We start from the raw sequence: 17,941 nt of genomic DNA, 5'->3' as shown, positions 1-17,941 counted from the left end.
AATAACTGTGTTTGTCCCTGAGGCCCGCCATTTCAGGGCTTTGGGGCAGATGGTGTTGGCCTGAAGCAGGCGATGAAAGGAAAAAATTATGACAAATTCGTTAAGTTTTTTTGTAGCGGATATTAAAAAACCCGGTGGGTGCACCGGGTTTTCTGTTCAGCAGCGGGCATCAGCGCCCGGGTTGCTGTTGTTACATCACGCGCATGCCTGGCTGGGCACCTTCGTGTGGCTCAAGAATCCACAGGTCCTTGCCGCCAGGGCCGGCTGCCAGCACCATGCCTTCAGACATGCCAAACTTCATCTTACGCGGGGCCAGGTTAGCTACCATCACGGTCAGCTTACCTTCCAGGTCTTCAGGGCTGTAGGCCGACTTGATACCGGCAAAGACATTACGTGTCTCGCCACCGATATCGAGAGTCAGCTGCAGCAGCTTCTTAGCACCATCGACGTGTTCCGCTTTGACGATACGGGCGATTCGCAGGTCGACCTTAGCGAAATCATCGAAGCTGATCTCATCTGCGATCGGTTCTTCCTGCAGTGGTGTCTTTTCTGCGCTGGCAGGCGCTGGTGCGGCCGCCGCTGCGGCTGCCAGAGTCTGCTTGCTGTCTTCGATCATCGCGTTCACTTTATCTTCTTCGACACGCTGCATCAGCGGCTTGAATTTGTTGATCGGGTGATTCAGCAGTGGCTGCTGGATCGCATCCCAGTCAAAGCTCTCGATGTTGAGGAACTTCGCTGCTTCAGCCGAAACCTCAGGCAGGATAGGGGTCAGGTAGGAAAGAATGACTCGGAACAGGTTGATACCCATAGTGCAGCAGTCCTGCACTTCCTGTTCTTTGCCTTCCTGCTTAGCCAGTACCCATGGTTCGGCCGCATCGATATAGACGTTGGCTTTATCGGCAATCGCCATAATCTCGCGCATGGCCCGGGAGTATTCACGGTTCTCGTAGGCCTGAGCGATCGATTCGCCCGCAGCAACGGCTTCGTCGTAGAGTGGCTGGTTAACCAGGGTTGCACCCAGCTGACCGTCAAACTTCTTCTTGATGAAGCCTGCACAACGTGAGGCGATGTTTACAACCTTGTTGACCAGATCCGCATTGACGCGCATGCGGAAGTCTTCAAGGTTGAGGTCGATGTCGTCGATACCGGAACCTAGCTTCGCTGCGAAGTAGTAACGCAGATATTCCGGGCGCAGATGGTTGAGATAGGTCTCAGCCATGATAAAGGTGCCGCGTGACTTGGACATTTTCTGGCCATCGACGGTCAGGAAGCCATGACAGAACACACCGTTTGGCTTACGGAAACCGGCACCTTCCAGCATTGCAGGCCAGAACAGGGTATGGAAATAGGCGATATCCTTACCGATAAAGTGGTACAGCTCGGTGTTGGAGGCTTCGTTCCAGTATTCGTCGAAGTCGACGCCGTTCTTATCGCACCAGTTTTTAAAGCTGGCCATATAACCGATTGGCGCGTCCAGCCAGACATAGAAGTACTTGCCTGGCGCATCCGGGATTTCGAAACCCCAGTAAGGCGCGTCGCGGGAGATGTCCCAGTTCTGCAGGCCGGACTCGAACCACTCGTTCAGCTTGTGGATCATCTGCTCCTGCACATGGGCATCAACCCAGCCACGCAGGAACTGTTCGAAGTCACCCAGCTTGAAGAAGTAGTGCTCGGACTCCTTCTCAATCGGCTTGGCACCGGAGACCGCCGAGTAGGCGTTCTTCATATCGACCGGGCTGTAGGTGGCGCCACATTTCTCGCAGGAATCACCGTACTGGTCCGGCGCGTTACATTTCGGGCAGTCACCCTTAACGAAACGGTCCGGCAGGAACATCTCTTTTTCCGGATCATATGCCTGGGTGATGGTTTTACGGGCGATATGGCCCTTATCACGCAAGCGGGTGTAGATGGTCGACGCGAACTCGCGGTTCTCTTCGGAGTGGGTGCTGTAATAGTTGTCAAAACCCACCATAAAGCCGGCAAAATCCCGCTGATGTTCCTGGCTAACCTGATCGATCAGCTGTTGTGGGGAGATCCCCATCTGGTCAGCCTTAAGCATGATCGGGGTGCCGTGGGCATCGTCTGCACAGACGTAGGTGCAGTTGTGGCCGCGTTGTTTCTGGAAGCGTACCCAGATATCAGTCTGGATATATTCCACCAGATGACCCAGATGGATTGGGCCATTGGCATACGGCAGGGCGCTGGTAACGAGAATCTTACGCTTACTGTCAGTCATGGTGGGGTGTAAAACCTGAATTATGTCACACGAATAAGGTACGAGAGTTTACGCTTTTTGATCTGCTATATGAACCAATTAGAGGCGGAATTCGGCGCGGAATAGGGTAAAATCTGCGCCCTCAGATTTCAGCGCCAGCTTTGTGCTGGTGAAATCGGGCTTAATTTTTGATGTTCAGAAGGTGTAAGAGGTAGAGATGGCCATTCCCAAGGTGGAACCGGAAAATTACGAAGCGTTGCTGGCAGAAAAGAAAGCCTGGGTCGAGCAGGAGTTCTCTGCTTTTGATATCCCGGCGCTGGAGATTTACGAATCTCCGCGCGAGCACTACCGTATGCGCGCCGAATTCCGGACCTGGCATGAGGGAGATGACCTCGATTACATCATGTTTGAGCCGGGCAACAAGTATAAGCATACGAAACTGGAAAGCTGCCCGATGGTATCGGAGCGTATTCACGATGTGATGTTCGCATTGCTGGATGAGATCCGCCCGAATGAGCAGCTGCGTCGTCGCCTTTTTCAGGTGGATTTCCTCAGCACGCTCAGCGGCGAGCTGCTGGTCAGCCTGCTTTATCATCGCGCCATCGGTGAAGAGTGGGCCGTGGAAGCCCGTAAGCTGCGTGATAAGTTCAATATCGACATTGTGGGTCGTGCCCGTAAAACCAAAATCCTGCTGGAGCGGGATTTTGTGCTGGAAAAAATGCCGATCAATGGCCGTGAATATACCTTTAAACAGGTTGAGAACAGCTTTACCCAGCCCAATGCCGTGGTTTGTCAGTCGATGATTGAATGGGCACTGGATGCTTCTAAAGACGCGGGCGGCGACCTGGTGGAGTTTTACTGTGGGGCCGGTACCTTCACTATGCCGCTGGCTCAGAACTTCCGTCGAGTCGTGGCCACAGAGATCTCAAAAACTTCGGTACATGCGGCTCAGTTCAACATCGAGGTGAACAACGTCGATAACGTTGATGTGGTGCGGATCAGTTCAGAGGAGTTTTCCCAGGTACTGATGGGCAAACTGAAGAAGCGCCGTATGCAAGGGCTGAATATTGAGGCCTGTGACTTCACCACAGTGCTGGTTGATCCGCCACGTGCCGGACTGGATGACGATACCGTGCAGCAGGTGAAGGAATATACCAATATCCTTTATATCTCCTGTAACCCGGAGACCCTGAAAACGAACCTGCAGGAACTGACCAAGACCCATAACATTCAGCGATTTGCCGTGTTTGACCAGTTCCCATATACCCATCACCTGGAATGTGGTGTTTACCTGACGCGGAAATAACCTCCACTGCGATCGCCACAGCAGAAACCGGGCCTCACCCCAGAGGCCCGGTTTTTTATGGCCATTACTGATTCAGCTTTCTTTCGTAATACGAGATTATTTTTCGGTGTTTTATGGGCCGCCATCTATACTTCTTTCTGGAATATCGTTCGATGATATCGATCTCAGCATAGGAAATTATCCCTAGACCGGGCGGTCTGCCGGGATCTGTGCTGAATCGCCAGGAGTCCACAGCCCGGAGTTAGTGATGAAGGATCTGAAATTCGCCCACAAGCTACTATTGCTTGTCGCTATCCCCCTGATTGCCTTTGCTATTTCCCTTTTTAGTCGTATTAGTACCGAGATATCCACATTGCAGGAGGTTCAGCGCCTGGAAGGGCTGACCGAATTAGTCGCAGTCAGCAGTTCCCTGGTGCATGAACTTCAGAAGGAACGTGGCACTACCGCCGGTTTTCTCGGCTCCGAAGGTAAGAAATTCCGCAATGAGCTCACGACTCAGCGGCAGAAATCGGATCAGGCCTATGAAAACTGGACTGATTTCCTGATTGGCTATGACGCCGATAGCGAACTTATCAAACGCGGCCTTACCCAGGCCAGGCAGAAGCTTTCAGAACTCACCCGTGTCCGTGCCCGGGTCGATCAGCAGAGTATCGGTACTGCCGCCGGCATCAGCTTCTATACCGACCTTAATCGTATTTTGCTGGATACAGCTCCCCAGGTGGCGGGTGCCAGCAGCGATGCCAACGTGACCCGTCAGACCGCCGCATTCTATGCGCTGCTGCAGAGTAAGGAACGGTCGGGAATTGAGCGTGCGGTATTGAGTGGTGTCTTTGCCAGGGACAGTTTTGGTGAGGGATTCTATAGCCGCTTTATACAGCTGGTGAGTCAGCAGGAGGCCTTTTCGGATGTCTTCAGGGCGATCGCCAGTGCAGACCAGCTGCAATTCTATAACGCCAGAATGAGCGGTCCGGCCATCACTGAAGTGATGCAGATGCGCGATGTCGCGCGCAGTAACGCGGAGAAGGGTGGCTTCGGTATCGATAGCCAACACTGGTTCCGTATGTCTACCGAGAGGATCAATCTGCTTAAAGAGGTGGAAGATCAGGTGACAGCAGATATTCTGGCCCGTGCCGCTCTGCTGCACAGTGAATCCAGTTCTCGCCTGATCTGGGATACGGTAATCACTATTTTCGTGCTGACGGCTCTGGTGGTTGTGGCGATGTGGGTGATCCGGGGCATCCAGGGGCAGGTGAATTCACTGTCAGAAACCATGCGCCGGGTTCGGGATGAAAATGATCTGCAGGCGCGCGCGCAGGTCATGGGGCGTGATGAGCTGGGAGCGGTTGCTGAAAGCCTTAACCAGACGCTGGAAACTTTCGGTAATGCGGTGCAGCGTATCAGGACAACCTGTGGCAGTCTTTCCTCTATCTCCGGCGAGACCGCTATAACGGTAGAGCAGAATGCCGAAAGCCTGAATCAACAACAGCATGAGACAACCATGGTTGCCACTGCGGTGGAGCAGATGGCCAGTGCTGTACAGGAGGTCGCGAACTCCACCACCCGGGCAGCGGACTCTGCGGATGCAGTGCATCGACTGACTGATGAGGGGATGGGGGTGGTACAGCAGTCTCTCTCGGCAACCCAGGCGCTGGCGGAGGATATAGCGAAGCTGAATGCCCTGATCGAACGATTGAATATCAGCAGCGGTAAGATCTCCAACGTGGTCAGCGTGATCAATGATGTGTCTGAACAGACGAACCTGCTGGCACTGAACGCAGCGATAGAAGCGGCCCGTGCCGGTGAATATGGACGTGGATTTTCGGTGGTGGCAGATGAGGTCCGCACGCTGGCGCAGCGGACTCAGGCTTCGACGACTGAGATTGACAGCATTATGCGGCAGATTCAGCAGGAGGTGTCCGAGGCGGATGCGATGGTCAGCGCCAACCGCGTGAAGATGGAGGAGTCGCTGGATTGTGGCGAGAAAGTCGAGCAGTCGTTACAGCAGATCTCCGGCGCCATTAACGAGGTTAACCAGATGTCGGCGCAGATCGCCACGGCAGCGGAAGAACAGGTCGCAGTGATCAGCGATGTCAGTCGCAGTATCTCCCAGATCGATACCAGTACGCAGCAGGTAGCCAGTGGCTCCAGCAGTATTGCCGGGCATGCTTCAAGCCAGTCGGAGATGGCCAGCGAGCTCGACCGAATGGTCAACGAGTTTAAGGTTTAGTTATCTGCTGCAGTTCAGTGCCCGCCGGCGCTGGCTGACGGGATGTAGCACAACTGCCGCTTGATAGCGGCAGTTGTGTTTCAGGATACCGTTGAATGCGCGATCACAGCGGGGCCTTATCCGCCTCTGTTGGTTCTTCCGTCTGGTTGTCCTGCGCTGAGGTATCCACGATATACCGTTGACTGAATTCTGCGGCTAACAGTGGACGGCTGAAATAGAAACCTTGCGCGGTTTGTCCCCCTAAACCGGAGAGCAGGGCCTGCTGTTCAGCAGTCTCAACCCCTTCAATAATCACATCCAGTTTCAGGCTGCGGCCCATATTGAGGATGGTTTCCACCAGCCCGCGATGGGTTTCATTTTCGACACAGTTGCTGATAAAGGAACGATCGATTTTCAGCAGATCCAGCGGAAAATTCATCAGATAGCTGAGCGCAGAATACCCGGTACCGAAGTCATCGATGGCGATATGGCAACCGGTCTGGTCTATTTCGCTGAATATCTGTCGGTTACTCTGGCTGTCATGCATCAGCAGGCTTTCGGTGATCTCCAGTACCAGAGTCTCGCTGCAGATAGCGCTGTTTTTCAAGGCGTGTTTCAGTGCAGGCAGGAACTGTTTGGACTGAAGCTGGCGGGATGAAACGTTGACCGACATATACAGCTGCTCACCATGCTGTTTTTGCCATGTCGAGAGTTGTGCACAGGCCTGATGCAAAATCCAGGAGCCGATCGGGACTATCAGTCCGGACTCTTCTGCCAGCGGGATAAACAGGTTAGGCGGTATCAGCTTGCCATCATAATCGCGTAGTCTTGCCAGTGCTTCTGCGCCGCGAAGCTCACCACTGGCCAGGTCGACGATGGGCTGGAAGTGCAACTCCAGCAAGTTGTCTTCCAGTGCGTGGCGCAACAGGTTTTCGATGCGGGCGCGGTCTCTGGCTTTTTCATCCTGTTCCGGGATATAGCATTCATAGCGGTTGCCGCCTTCCTCCTTAGCCCGGTACATGGCGATATCCGCTTTCTGCAGCAACTCCTCGGGTGATGCCGCGTCCTGAGGGAAGCGCGATATACCAACGGACGCAGCGATATAGATATCGCTGTCAGCCAGTGGAAACGCGCTTTCGAGACTGCTGATAATACGTTTGGCGATGTTGGCGCACTGGTCGGCACTGCTGTCGTGCAGCAACACTGCAAACTCATCGCCACCCAGTCTCGCCAGCAGGTCTCCCGGGCGGAGGGCGTGCCTGATGCGCATACCGGCGATGCTGATCAGTTCGTCACCTATTTTATGACCAAAGGTATCGTTAACCGACTTAAATCGATCCAGGTCGATAAACATAACGCTCAGATCAGAGTGGGCCTTCCGCGATTCTCTGATCTGTCGTGTGAGTTGCTGAATAAAGTTGCTGCGGTTAGGCAGGCCGGACAAACTGTCGGTATTGGCCTGTCGATTGATCTCGCGGTGGGCATCTTTCAGGCTGGTCACGTCAGTCATGATTGCCAGCGCGGCCATGTCCGGGTCATCGGGTGAGCAGCTTGCGTCCAGCTGCATATCCAGCCACTTATCCTGGCTGTTGCGCAGACGGAGAGGGAGCTTATGGATTGAGCTGGCACATAAAAGGTCGCGCGTAAGCCCGGCCCACTGTTCTTCGGGCATATCACAGAAGTCCCGCAGCAAGCGGCCATTTACTGTGTCCCTGTCAAAACCCAGATAGTGCAGGAAATAGCGGCTGGTATGAAGGATGGTGCCCTGATGGTCCAGGGTAAACAGCAGCGCCGGTGTGGTGTGGTAGAGTTTGCGGAAACGCTGCTCACTGCTGAGCAGGTGCTGGTGTTGCTGTTCCAGCTGCGACTGCATAACGTTGAAGGCGCGGATAATATCGCTCAACTGGTCATCGTGCAGGCCGGTGAGGTCGACCTTGTCAAAACGGGTCTGGTGCTGGCTGGTATTGATTGCTTTCATCAGGCGCCGGATCGGCTCACCAAAAACACGGTACTGCATCAGCATCACGCCGAGTGATATGGCGATGATTGAAAGGACCAGCGAGACGATTGCATCATTGAGGTGCCGCTGTTGTTCCCCCCGCAGGCTGGCATTGCCTACCAGCACTTTCAGGCTGCCGGCGGTTTGGCGGATATGTGCATTGCGGTAGATAATCGGTGCGCTGAATTCCAGTGCGGTGGCTGTCTCAGCGTGCTGGTCTGACTTAACCCTGTCGAGCAGGTTATTCCCTTCGTCGTAGACCTCTATCAGCAGAATATCCGGATCAGTCATCATCCCCTGCAAAATGCTGCGGACGACGGGCGCGTTAAAATTCCACACCGGCTCGGCCAGTATGTCGGGGTAAACCTTCAGGTTTGCATGTTGGGCATCCTGCTGAGCCTTGAAGTGTTGTGTCGAACCGTAATAGGTCAATCCGTAGGAGAGAACAAATGCCAGCAGCATGCCCGGAATCAGAATGAACAGGAATTTCAGCTGCACAGAACGCAGAGCAGATCTCATCATGAGCGTACGCTGCTAAACAGGGCTGGTAATGAAAAGTCGTAGTGATCCCGGTCTTTGCCAGACAGGGTGAAACTGCGGAAGTCGATTTTCTCCCAGCGTTCATCCCCCAGGGTATCCCGATAATCCTGTACCAGGGTTGCATCGATACTTTGCATATCGAAGGAAAGCTCACCAACCGGCGTTGAATCGCCGGCCAGGCGGCGCTGCTGATAGTCGTAGAGCGCAATCATTGACCAGGCGCCGGCAAGAAAGTGACCGCCATCCGTAAGAACCATGGTGCCACTGTGCACCATATCCAGCCCTTCAGCAGACCAGTTCAGCCCCACCAGGCAGAGATCCTGACCTGCCTGAAGGTTCCTTGCCTGCAGCGCTTCAGCTGCACCTGCAGCAATCGGGTCATTGGCGGCCCAGATTGCCCCGGGTCTGAGATTATTCCGTTCTGCCCAGTTCAGGTAGTTAATGGTGAGCTGACGGGCTTCAGTCCGGTTCCAGTTAGCAAACAGCAGCCGGTCGAGCTTCAGTCGGGGATCAGATTCCAGGGCCGCGATTGCACCGTTATTTCGGTCGATCGAGGCCGGTGTCAGGCGATCGCCGGCGATCATCAGAATATGGTGATCGGAACTGTCTGGGTTATTTTCCCGGGAACATTTAGCCAGTGCCTGCATCATCCGCCTGCCGGCGGCATAGTTATCCGGTGTGACCGCGCCGAGCAGATGGGGATGTTTTCCACCGGGAAAGCCAACCCGCTGGCGTTGGCTGGGCAGAAAGTCGTTCAGCAGCATCAGGGTGGGGATCTGACTGTCGGCTGCCGCTTCGAGAATATCGACAGCGGCCTGCTCTTCGTTCACCAGGATCAGATAATCCGGTGGCAGCGGCCGTTGTGTGGCCGCAATACCCAGCTGTTTCATCTGCAGGCGGTTACGTTGTGCATAAAGTACTTCCAACTCTATATCGAGATCCGAGGCCGCCGCCTGCATTGTTTCGGTCACCATATCCCAGAAGCGTTCACCTTCTTTGCCGGGATTGATGAAGGTCACACTGAAGGCGAAACTTGAAGAGGTAAATAAAAGGCAGGAAAGAAAGCAGATTGTATTTCTTATTATATTGAACATCCTGAAATTCCGGGTCAGGGAGGGATTTAGCAGAAACGAACACGGGGTCGCTAAGCGATCTGAGATTAATATCAATGCTTACCGGGCAATAATCAAATGGTTTTTGAAAGCAGGCTCTAATACTGCCTGCCCGGGCCTGAAAAGCCCGGTCGCAGTTGATAAATTGGCATTCACACGGTGCGGGGCGGCCTTTTGCTACCGCAATGCCTGATCGATCGAGCGATCGGCTGTTGCCGGATAACTGCTACCCACTAACGGTTTCATTGAACTCGGGCATCTGTCTGGCAACCTGTTTGATAGTCTCAGCAAAGAAATGCAGCGATTTATGCTGTCGGGTGCCCGTGGGGTACGCTAGACCATAGGAGTAGTGTACGGCAGGTTCAAAAGGACGGGTGATAACGTTATTGCCTCGCCAAACCCTGGCGGCAAAAGGTTCGACGACTCCTACCGCCATGCCTTCCGCAATCATCGCATAGCCGGTATGCGCCGTATCGATAGCGATATGCTCCTGAATCTGCCCTTTAATCAGCTTATAGGCGTGCCCCAGTTTGTCCCAGTAAGCGGGATCAGAATCCATCACCGTCAGCACTGATTCACCGGTCAGATCACTGGCCTGTATAACGTCCTTTTTGGCCAGCGCGTGGCCCGCCTGCATGGCGAAGACAAATCGGGCATTGCCGATAAATTCATTTTCAATGCCGATCAGATTAGGCAACTCAAGGCCGACGCCTAAGTCGACAGCGTTTGCCTGCAGCTTGACCACCACCTGAGACATATTTTCGGTGTATAGGGTGATGCGCTCATCGGGGTAGTACTTTTTATGTTCCTTAATCGCCAGTGGCAGTAATGAACTGGCGATAGCGGGCGTGCTGGCAATCTTCAGCTCGCTCGGAACCCGGGTGCGAATCTTTTCTGCCACCGCTTCCAGTCTCTCAAACCCCAGAAAGCTCTCTTCTACAGAGCGGAAAAACTCTGTGGCTTCCAGTGTCGGGTGCAAGCGCCCTTTGCGGCGCTCGAACAGCATAAATCCGAGTGAGTGTTCGAGGTCGCTGATCAGCCTGCTGATCGCGGGCTGGGAGACGTGCATCTCGGCCGCAGCAGCAGCGGTAGTGCCGCGTAACATAACGCAGCGAAAGGCTTCAATCTGTCTGAATCGCATCACATAACCTATAACATTTATGCATAGATAATACCTTAATATGAGTGGATGTCATTAAGTTAAGTTTGCATCATGTGCTCAGGTAACCGGCCCGATTGTCCAAAGCGATTGCGTCGGTTCGGGTGCTGCCGCAGCACCTGTTACAGCCACCGTTGGTCGGAAGCTATCCATTGTCAGGCTGATTAGTTCATGCCGCAGTGGTAACCAGAAAAATAAATTTAAAACGCCATCGAACCTGACAACAGAGTGCACGTTTTCCCTGCAATAGAAGGCATTTAATCGGCTTTTTTATGCCGGAATGACGAGAGCGACCGCAGGCACTTCCCCCGGCCTTTTAGGGTATGGGGAAGCTCCGGCGCCTGATATCGGTTCGAGCGGAGTGCGATATGCACATCCGATAATGATCATCGAGGATAGTCCTGTGACTGATGTTTCACCCGCCCCGATCCTGACTGTTGAAGGCCTCACAGTGCAGTTTGGCGCAGCCCGTGTTATCAATGAGCTCAGTTTTTCCGTCATGCCGGGCCGAACCCTGGCAATCGTAGGGGAGTCGGGGTCTGGCAAGTCTGTGACTTCCCAATCGATTATGCGACTGGCTGAAACGACGGGCGCGACCTACCCCAGTGGAAAGATCAATTTCCATACCGAGGCTGGCAAGACAGACCTGCTGACACTGACGCAGAAACAGATGCGTGATATCCGTGGTAACGATATCGCGATGATTTTTCAGGAGCCGATGACGTCGCTGAACCCTGTCTTCACCATTGGTGACCAGATTGCGGAGTCATTGATTCTGCATGCTGGGCTGAGCAAGGCCGCGGCGATGCAGGAAGGGCAGAAGCTGCTGGAAATGGTCCGCCTGCCCGATGCGGCTGAGATCCTGAAACGCTATCCCCATCAGCTGTCCGGTGGTATGCGACAGCGTGTGATGATTGCGATGGCCCTGGCCTGTCGCCCCAAGATCCTGATTGCCGATGAGCCGACAACCGCGTTGGATGTCACCATTCAGGCTCAGATTCTGACGATTATTCGTGACCTGCAGCAAGAGCTTGGCATGGCAGTGATTTTTATCACCCATGATATGGGCGTGGTTGCGGAAATCGCCGATGACGTGGTGGTGATGTGGAAAGGCCGCAAGGTCGAAGAGGGGCCGGTAAGGGAGATCTTTGCCTGTCCAGAGCACCCCTATACCCAGACGTTGCTATCTGCCGTGCCCAAGCTCGGCAGTATGAAAGGTGAAACGTCGCCTAAGCGCTTCCCTGTTACGGTGATGGATGAAGGCGTACCGCGGATTATCGGCGCAGAGCATACCCAGGATACGGCGCGCTATGACCAGTCGCCGCTGCTGTCCGTACGGAATCTGGTGACCCGCTTTGATATCAAGAAAGGCTTCTTTGGCGGCGTGACGCATCGCGTACATGCGGTAGAGAACGTCAGCTTCGATATCTATCGGGGCGAAACCCTGGCGCTGGTGGGCGAGTCCGGTTCCGGTAAGTCCACTATCGGCCGCACCATTCAGCAGCTGCAAAGCGCAACCAGCGGCAATATCTCATTTGATGGCCAGTCGTTCACAAGTATGGGACGTGCCGAGCGACAGCGACTACGGCAGGAGATCCAGTACATTTTCCAGGATCCCTTTGCTTCCCTGGATCCGCGTAAAACCGTCGGCTTTTCGATTGCCGAGCCGATCCATACCCATCAGCTGATTGCGGGTAATAAGCAGGTTCAGTACCGGCTGCACCAGCTGCTGGAGCGCGTCGGGCTGACGGCGGAGCACGCCAGCCGATACCCTCATGAGTTTTCCGGCGGCCAGCGCCAGCGGATCTGTATCGCCAGGGCGCTGGCATCAAACCCACGGCTGATTATCGCCGATGAGGCATTGTCCGCCCTGGATGTTTCGATTCAGGCACAGATCATCAACCTGTTTATGGAGCTGCAGGAGGAGCATGGCCTGGCCTATCTCTTCATCAGCCATGATATGGCGGTGGTGGAGAAGATGAGCCACCGGGTGGCGGTACTCTACCTTGGACAAGTCGCCGAACTCGGAACCCGCCAGCAGGTATTGGAAACCCCGACACACCCCTACACCCAGCGTTTGCTCAGTGCCGTTCCGGTTGCCGATCCAACGCTGGTGCGTGACCACCGGCGTCTCAACGGTGAAATCCCAAGTCCGGTCCGCCGGGTTGGAGATGAGCCCGCCATAGTGCCGCATCAGGAGATAGCGCCCGGCCATTTTGTTGCCGAAGCGCACTGACTCGCACCGTCTTACCGTTAAGCCACTACACATCGGAGAATAATAAAATGACTCAAAAGCGTCTGGGGACAGCCCTCAAGGCCGTCGCCCTAACCAGTAGCCTGGCCGTATCAACCTTTTCGTTTGCCAGCACGCTGACGGTGTCGTCACCGCAGGACCCGGGTAGCTGGGACCCTATCGATACCTTTTTGGTTAACTGGGCATCCGTTGCCACCAATATCTATGATGGCCTGACCTATCGCGGACCGGACCTGATGCTGGAGCCGGGACTGGCTATCGCCTGGGAGGAACTCGACAACGGTAAGCGTATCCGCTTCAGGTTGCGTGAAGAGGTCGTGTTCCATAACGGTGAGCCGTTCAATGCTGATTCGGTCAAATTTACTTTTGATCGGTTGATGGGAGAAGAGGGCAGGAAGGGGCCTCAGCGATCCAACTATGCCGCCATCGAACGGGTCGAGATCATCGACGACTACACGGTGGACTTCCACCTGAATGCAGCTGATCCTGTTTTGCTGACTAAACTGGCCGGCTACGGTGCGATGATCGTGCCGCCACAATATATTGCCGAGAAAGGCGAAGAGTATTTCAACGCTCACCCGGTCGGCACCGGTCCGTTCAAGCTGGTGTCTTATCAGCCTAAGGTCGGCGTTAAACTGGAAGGCTTTGCCCGTCACTGGGGCGGCGCGCCTAAGCTTTCCAACCTGAACTACCGTTTTATCAGTGAGCCTTCTACCGCAGTCGCCGAGTTGCAGGCGGGTCGGGTCGATATGGTGATCCCGCCGACTATTCCGATTGGCATGATTCCGACGATTGAAGGCGATCAAACGCTGGAGATCGCAACCTCCGTCAGCCCGACCGTATACGCCCTGCGCTTTAACACCCGTAGCGGGATTACCGCCGATGAGCGGGTGCGTAAAGCGATGATCTACGGAGTCGACCGTCAGGCGATTATCGATTCCATCCTGGGCGGACAGGCGGCACCGATTGCCAGCTTCCAGAGTGAACTGTCATTTGGCAACGATCCTGAGATGAAGCCGCTGCCCTATGACCCCAACAAGGCGCAGCAGCTGCTGAAACAGGCAGGCGTGGCCCCCGGCAGCAAGATCCAGATCGATATCCGTGGTGATAACGCAACCTTTAATGAAGTGGCGCAGGCGGTTGCCAGCTACCTGCAGTTGATCGGGTTGAACGCCATTATCAAGCCCTATGAAACCAACGTATTGCTGAACGATATTATCCCGGCCGGTAAAACCGGCGCCATGTTCCAGCAGGCCTGGGGTGGCTGGACGCTGGACTACGATAATACGGCCTACTTCATGTATCACAGCGGTGAAAAGTGGAATCCGTACGACAGCGATGCGGAACTGGATCAGATGCTCGAATCACAGCGTGGCCTGACCGATCGCAGCCAGCGTGAGCAGATTCTCAAATCCATTGCCAATTACACAGCCGACCGGGCTCTGGAGCTTCCGCTGTACAACGTCAATGCGATCTATGGCATCTCCAAGCGGGTGAAGAATTTTACTCCCGTGCCTGACAGCCGTCTGCGCCTGAGCGACGTGACTGTCGACTGACCTGATTGGGGCTGCCGGATCAGATGAGCTGAAGGCAGCCCCTGCTTATGTTGAAGGAAAAAAGTGATGGTTAACTTTTTACTTAAGCGTTTTCTGCAGGCGGCTTTCGTGCTGCTGGCGATCACGCTGATCGTTGCATTTGCCATTCGCCTTACCGGCGATCCGGCTCTGATGCTGACCCAGGGCGCAGGCAGTGTGACGGAAGCGGATCTGGCTCAGATCCGTGAAGGTCTGGGACTGAATAAGCCCTTTCTGGTGCAATATTCCGACTTTCTGATCGGTATCTTCTCGCTGGATTTCGGCCGCAGCTTTCTTGGCGGGACTCCCGTTTCCCAACTGATCGGTACCGCATTGCCCGCGACACTGATGCTGGCGCTGGCAGTGATGGTCGTGTCTATCGTGGTCTCTATTCCGCTGGGGATTAAAGCCGCTGTTGCCCGCGGCAAGTGGCCTGATCAGCTCATCCGTATTCTCTCGCTGCTGGGACTGTCATTTCCCAACTTCTGGCTGGCGCTGATGCTGGTGCTGCTGTTTTCTATCACCCTGCAGTGGCTGCCGCCCAGCGGAATGGATGGCTTCTCCAGCTTCCTGATGCCCGCGGTGACTATGGGCATCATCCTGACCGCAACCAATGTACGTCTGGTCCGAACCTCCATGCTGGAGACGCTGCAATCCCAGTACATCATGGTGGCCCGTGCCAAGGGGCTCAGTGAGCGCAGCGTGTTGTATAAGCACGCCCTGCGTAACTGTGCGATTCCATTAATTACCTACTTCGGCCTGCAGTTTGGTGGCTTGCTGGGGGGCATCGTGGTGATTGAGCGGGTATTTAACTGGCCCGGACTCGGCACCCTTGCGTTTGATGCTGTCGGCGCCCGCGACTACCCGGTGCTGCAGGCGGTAATTACCGTGCTGTCGATGATGATCGTTGCGGTGAACCTGCTGGTGGACATCGCTTATGGCCTGGTCGATCCACGTATTCGTACGGAGTAAGTTGTTATGTCTGCCGTTGTATCTGTAATGAATTTCTCACGCTTTAAAAATCTCGAATTTATTCTCGGCGCCGTCCTGACCGGCGGTATCTGCTTGCTGGTGCTGTTGTCCGACCTGCTGTTTCCGGGAGCAGCAGACCGGATCGACCTGTCTGCGCGCCTGCTGGCACCGTTTGCCAGTCCTGAACATCTGTTCGGTACCGATCCACTGGGCCGTGACGTACTGGCCCGGGTGGTCGCCGGCGGGCAGATCTCGCTGCAGGTGGGCCTGGTCTCGGTGGCCGGAGCCGTGGTGGTGGGGGTGATTATGGGGCTGGTCTCCGGCTACTACCGTGGTTTCTGGGATATGGTGGTGATGCGCTTTGCCGATGTTCAGCTGGCAATGCCCTTTATCCTGCTGGCGATTACCTTTATTGCCATCGTGGGTGGAGGACTCAGCAATATGATTATTCTGCTGATCATCTCGCAATGGGTTCAGTACGCCCGCCTGGTTCGGGGCTCTGTACTGGCATTGCGCGACCGGGAGTTTATCCAGTCGGCCCAGGCAATCGGTGTCAGTGATTTTAATATCCTGTTCCGCCACCTGCTGCCGAATCTGGTGGGGCCGGTGATCGTGCTGATGACCCTGAACGTGGCCAACAATATCCTGCTGGAAAGCAGCCTCACCTTTCTTGGCCTGGGCGTTGATCCGCTGACGCCGAGCTGGGGCGGCATGCTGGCCGACGGGCGCACCTACCTGCAGAATGCCTGGTGGGTCAGTGTATTCCCGGGACTGGCTATCCTGCTCACCGTATTGGGCCTGAACCTGCTGGGTGACTGGCTACGCGATACGCTGGACCCGACCGGCAGGACTTCGCGATGACACGGATTTTCTCGCGCACCATCGCGCCGACGATAGATCAACTGATTGCGCAGTACGCCGTCCCTGCGCGGCAGGGTCAGATGATAGAGGCCTGGCTGTTTAATGACCTGGCAAGCCGTCAGGCTGCTGAAGCGGCCTTTGTCCGTCGGGGCATAAAAGCGCGCTTTCACAGCGCTTATAAGCCGTTGCTGCATTTCTTTCTGGAAGAGATCGGCCTGAAAGCCTGTGGTGTGACCGATATCCATATCCGCTATCCGCAACATGAGCAGGCGACCGAAAAGCGCTTTAGGCTGGAAGCGTACCCGCTGTCGGCATTAGTGGGGGAGACGCCGGTTCGTTTCGAGCCCAACTCCGGTTGCGACAGCTACTATGAGATAACCCTGAGCCGGGCATCGGGCCTGCAAACCCAGCACCGGGTTTTTGCGCCTAACCGGCTGCATCAGGACGCTATCGGTGCCACTCACTATTCGCCGACCGGCTGGCTGAGAGTATTCGACGCCGATAACAGGCTGCTGCAGGATGAACGTCTGGAAACCGATTACGAGCGCTTGTTCTCCGATACGATGGCCGCCATCGTCCGGCATGACTGGGGCGTGCAGGAACCCTACTTTGGTGAGCTGAATATCAGTGTCCGACTGCCGGGAGCTGATCATACGATCGCTCATGATCATGAAGTGATCAGCCTGTTTGAGGCGCTTCATGAAGACCTATACTTCTCAGCCCAGGAGTACTTTCAGGTCAGGGCCGGACGAACGGTCGATGACCGCGAGGGCCAGCCGGGGCAGATTGTGCCTGAGATCCGTAGTGGGGGCCGTGCCCTGTCCGTGGTAGTGGAGAGCCGCAGCCTGTCCGGGCAGGAAATTGAAGGCCCGCTACAGGAGCTGGATGCCGCCGTCGCTCCCCTCAGTACTGCTCAGATTGCAACCGAGCTGGCAAAAGTGGATGGAGACCCGTTCAGCGCCGAGTCGCGAGCCGGGCGCAGGATTCTCGCCCGCTACCGTAAGGGTGCCGATGCACCGGTGATGATCAGTGGCGGGCAACACTCCAACGAGACCACCGGAGTGGTCGGGGCGTTGCGTGCGGCACAAAAGCTGGCTCAGCGGGATAACTGCCACTTTACAATTTCGCCACTGGAAAATCCGGATGGTTATGCGCTGCACCAGCGCCTGATCGTCGAAAACCCGCATCATATGCACCATGCTGCGCGCTACACCGCTCTGGGGGATGACCTCGGGTACCGTACAGGCGGTCCGTTGTATGAAAAGGAGATTCGCCGTAAGGCGCAGGCGCTAAGTCAGGCCCGGCTGCATATCAACCTGCATGGCTATCCATCCCATGAGTGGACCCGGCCACTGTCGGGCTATGTCCCGCGTGGCTTTGATATGTGGACATTGCCGAAGGGGTTCTTCCTGATTCTGCGTCATTGCAGCCAATGGCGGGAGCAGGCGGAGCAGTTTATACATCGGGTGACCGCATCTCTGGCGGCCATTCCTGAATTGATGGCCTTTAACCGATCCCAGCTGGAGCATTTCCGGATCTATGCCGGAGAGAGCGGCTTCAGGGTGGTAAATGGTTTTCCCTGTATGATCTCAGCCGATGAGGCACCGGACGTGCCGCTGCAACTGATCACTGAGTACCCGGATGAGACCATCTATGGTAAGGATTTCATCAAGGCACACAGTATTCAGATGGCCACGGTGATCGCCGCCTATGACGCTCATCAGGCAATGTCACGCTAGCCCG

General features: G+C 55.3%; 11 protein-coding genes. 7 read left to right on the top strand and 4 right to left on the bottom strand.

From position 1 onward, the window contains the following. Positions 1–190 precede the first annotated feature (190 nt). The gene (metG, locus tag Q354_RS0106490) at positions 191–2,236 is read right to left on the bottom strand and encodes a methionine--tRNA ligase (protein ID WP_027856896.1); all 2,046 of its coding nucleotides are present in this window, start codon (positions 2,234–2,236) and stop codon (positions 191–193) included. Between the two features lie 196 nt (positions 2,237–2,432). On the opposite strand from metG, the gene trmA reads away from it, so the two are divergent. Together trmA and Q354_RS0106480 are read left to right on the top strand one after the other, a co-directional pair. Next, on the top strand, positions 2,433–3,521 hold the full coding sequence (gene trmA / locus Q354_RS0106485; RefSeq protein ID WP_027856895.1) for a tRNA (uridine(54)-C5)-methyltransferase TrmA: 1,089 nt from the start codon (positions 2,433–2,435) through the stop codon (positions 3,519–3,521). A 247-nt stretch (positions 3,522–3,768) separates the two neighbouring features. Beyond that, on the top strand, positions 3,769–5,748 hold the full coding sequence (locus Q354_RS0106480; RefSeq protein ID WP_027856894.1) for a methyl-accepting chemotaxis protein: 1,980 nt from the start codon (positions 3,769–3,771) through the stop codon (positions 5,746–5,748). 103 nt (positions 5,749–5,851) lie between these two features. On the opposite strand, the gene Q354_RS27260 is transcribed toward Q354_RS0106480, so the two are convergent. From Q354_RS27260 to Q354_RS0106465, 3 genes are all read right to left on the bottom strand, one after another. Then, on the bottom strand, positions 5,852–8,248 hold the full coding sequence (locus Q354_RS27260; protein WP_051559952.1) for a putative bifunctional diguanylate cyclase/phosphodiesterase: 2,397 nt from the start codon (positions 8,246–8,248) through the stop codon (positions 5,852–5,854). After that, positions 8,245–9,285, bottom strand: a complete 1,041-nt coding sequence (locus tag Q354_RS24840) for an ABC transporter substrate-binding protein (protein WP_169828864.1) — start codon at positions 9,283–9,285, stop codon at positions 8,245–8,247. Before Q354_RS24840 ends, Q354_RS27260 begins: the two co-directional genes overlap by 4 nt. Before the next feature lie 319 nt (positions 9,286–9,604). Then, entirely contained in the window at positions 9,605–10,519 is a 915-nt protein-coding gene (locus tag Q354_RS0106465) for a LysR family transcriptional regulator (RefSeq protein WP_036228833.1), read from the bottom strand. A gap of 421 nt (positions 10,520–10,940) precedes the next feature. Here Q354_RS0106465 and Q354_RS0106460 point away from each other — a divergent pair, with 421 nt between their 5' ends. From Q354_RS0106460 to Q354_RS0106440, 5 genes are all read left to right on the top strand, one after another. Beyond that, positions 10,941–12,773, top strand: coding sequence for an ABC transporter ATP-binding protein (locus tag Q354_RS0106460; RefSeq protein ID WP_027856892.1), 1,833 nt, complete (start codon positions 10,941–10,943; stop codon positions 12,771–12,773). A gap of 47 nt (positions 12,774–12,820) precedes the next feature. Continuing rightward, a complete protein-coding gene (locus tag Q354_RS0106455) occupies positions 12,821–14,347 on the top strand; it encodes an ABC transporter substrate-binding protein (protein ID WP_027856891.1) in 1,527 nt (508 codons plus the stop codon). 66 nt (positions 14,348–14,413) lie between these two features. Continuing rightward, positions 14,414–15,337 (top strand): ABC transporter permease, encoded by a 924-nt coding sequence (locus tag Q354_RS0106450; protein ID WP_027856890.1) that lies wholly within the window; start codon positions 14,414–14,416, stop codon positions 15,335–15,337. A gap of 6 nt (positions 15,338–15,343) precedes the next feature. Further along, complete coding sequence (locus tag Q354_RS0106445; RefSeq protein WP_027856889.1) at positions 15,344–16,198, top strand: ABC transporter permease; 855 nt, start codon at positions 15,344–15,346, stop codon at positions 16,196–16,198. Beyond that, positions 16,195–17,937 (top strand): M14 family metallopeptidase, encoded by a 1,743-nt coding sequence (locus tag Q354_RS0106440; protein ID WP_027856888.1) that lies wholly within the window; start codon positions 16,195–16,197, stop codon positions 17,935–17,937. The genes Q354_RS0106445 and Q354_RS0106440 overlap by 4 nt, the downstream gene beginning before the upstream one ends. Positions 17,938–17,941 lie beyond the last annotated feature (4 nt).

The organism is Marinobacterium jannaschii DSM 6295 (assembly GCF_000620085.1).
GTDB lineage: Bacteria > Pseudomonadota > Gammaproteobacteria > Pseudomonadales > Balneatricaceae > Pontibacterium > Pontibacterium jannaschii.
The sequence above is the reverse complement of the archived record's forward strand: the minus strand, read 5'-3'. Positions and strand labels throughout refer to the sequence as shown.

Excerpts from the sequence above, each read along its gene's own strand:
- Q354_RS0106465 (WP_036228833.1), bottom strand. The coding sequence starts at position 10,519 with ATGCGATTCAGACAGATTGAAGCCTTTCGCTGCGTTATGTTACGCGGC.
- Q354_RS27260 (WP_051559952.1), bottom strand. The coding sequence starts at position 8,248 with ATGATGAGATCTGCTCTGCGTTCTGTGCAGCTGAAATTCCTGTTCATT.
- Q354_RS0106480 (WP_027856894.1), top strand. The coding sequence starts at position 3,769 with ATGAAGGATCTGAAATTCGCCCACAAGCTACTATTGCTTGTCGCTATC.
- metG (WP_027856896.1), bottom strand. The coding sequence starts at position 2,236 with ATGACTGACAGTAAGCGTAAGATTCTCGTTACCAGCGCCCTGCCGTAT.
- trmA (WP_027856895.1), top strand. The coding sequence starts at position 2,433 with ATGGCCATTCCCAAGGTGGAACCGGAAAATTACGAAGCGTTGCTGGCA.
- Q354_RS0106455 (WP_027856891.1), top strand. The coding sequence starts at position 12,821 with ATGACTCAAAAGCGTCTGGGGACAGCCCTCAAGGCCGTCGCCCTAACC.
- Q354_RS0106450 (WP_027856890.1), top strand. The coding sequence starts at position 14,414 with ATGGTTAACTTTTTACTTAAGCGTTTTCTGCAGGCGGCTTTCGTGCTG.
- Q354_RS0106445 (WP_027856889.1), top strand. The coding sequence starts at position 15,344 with ATGTCTGCCGTTGTATCTGTAATGAATTTCTCACGCTTTAAAAATCTC.
- Q354_RS0106440 (WP_027856888.1), top strand. The coding sequence starts at position 16,195 with ATGACACGGATTTTCTCGCGCACCATCGCGCCGACGATAGATCAACTG.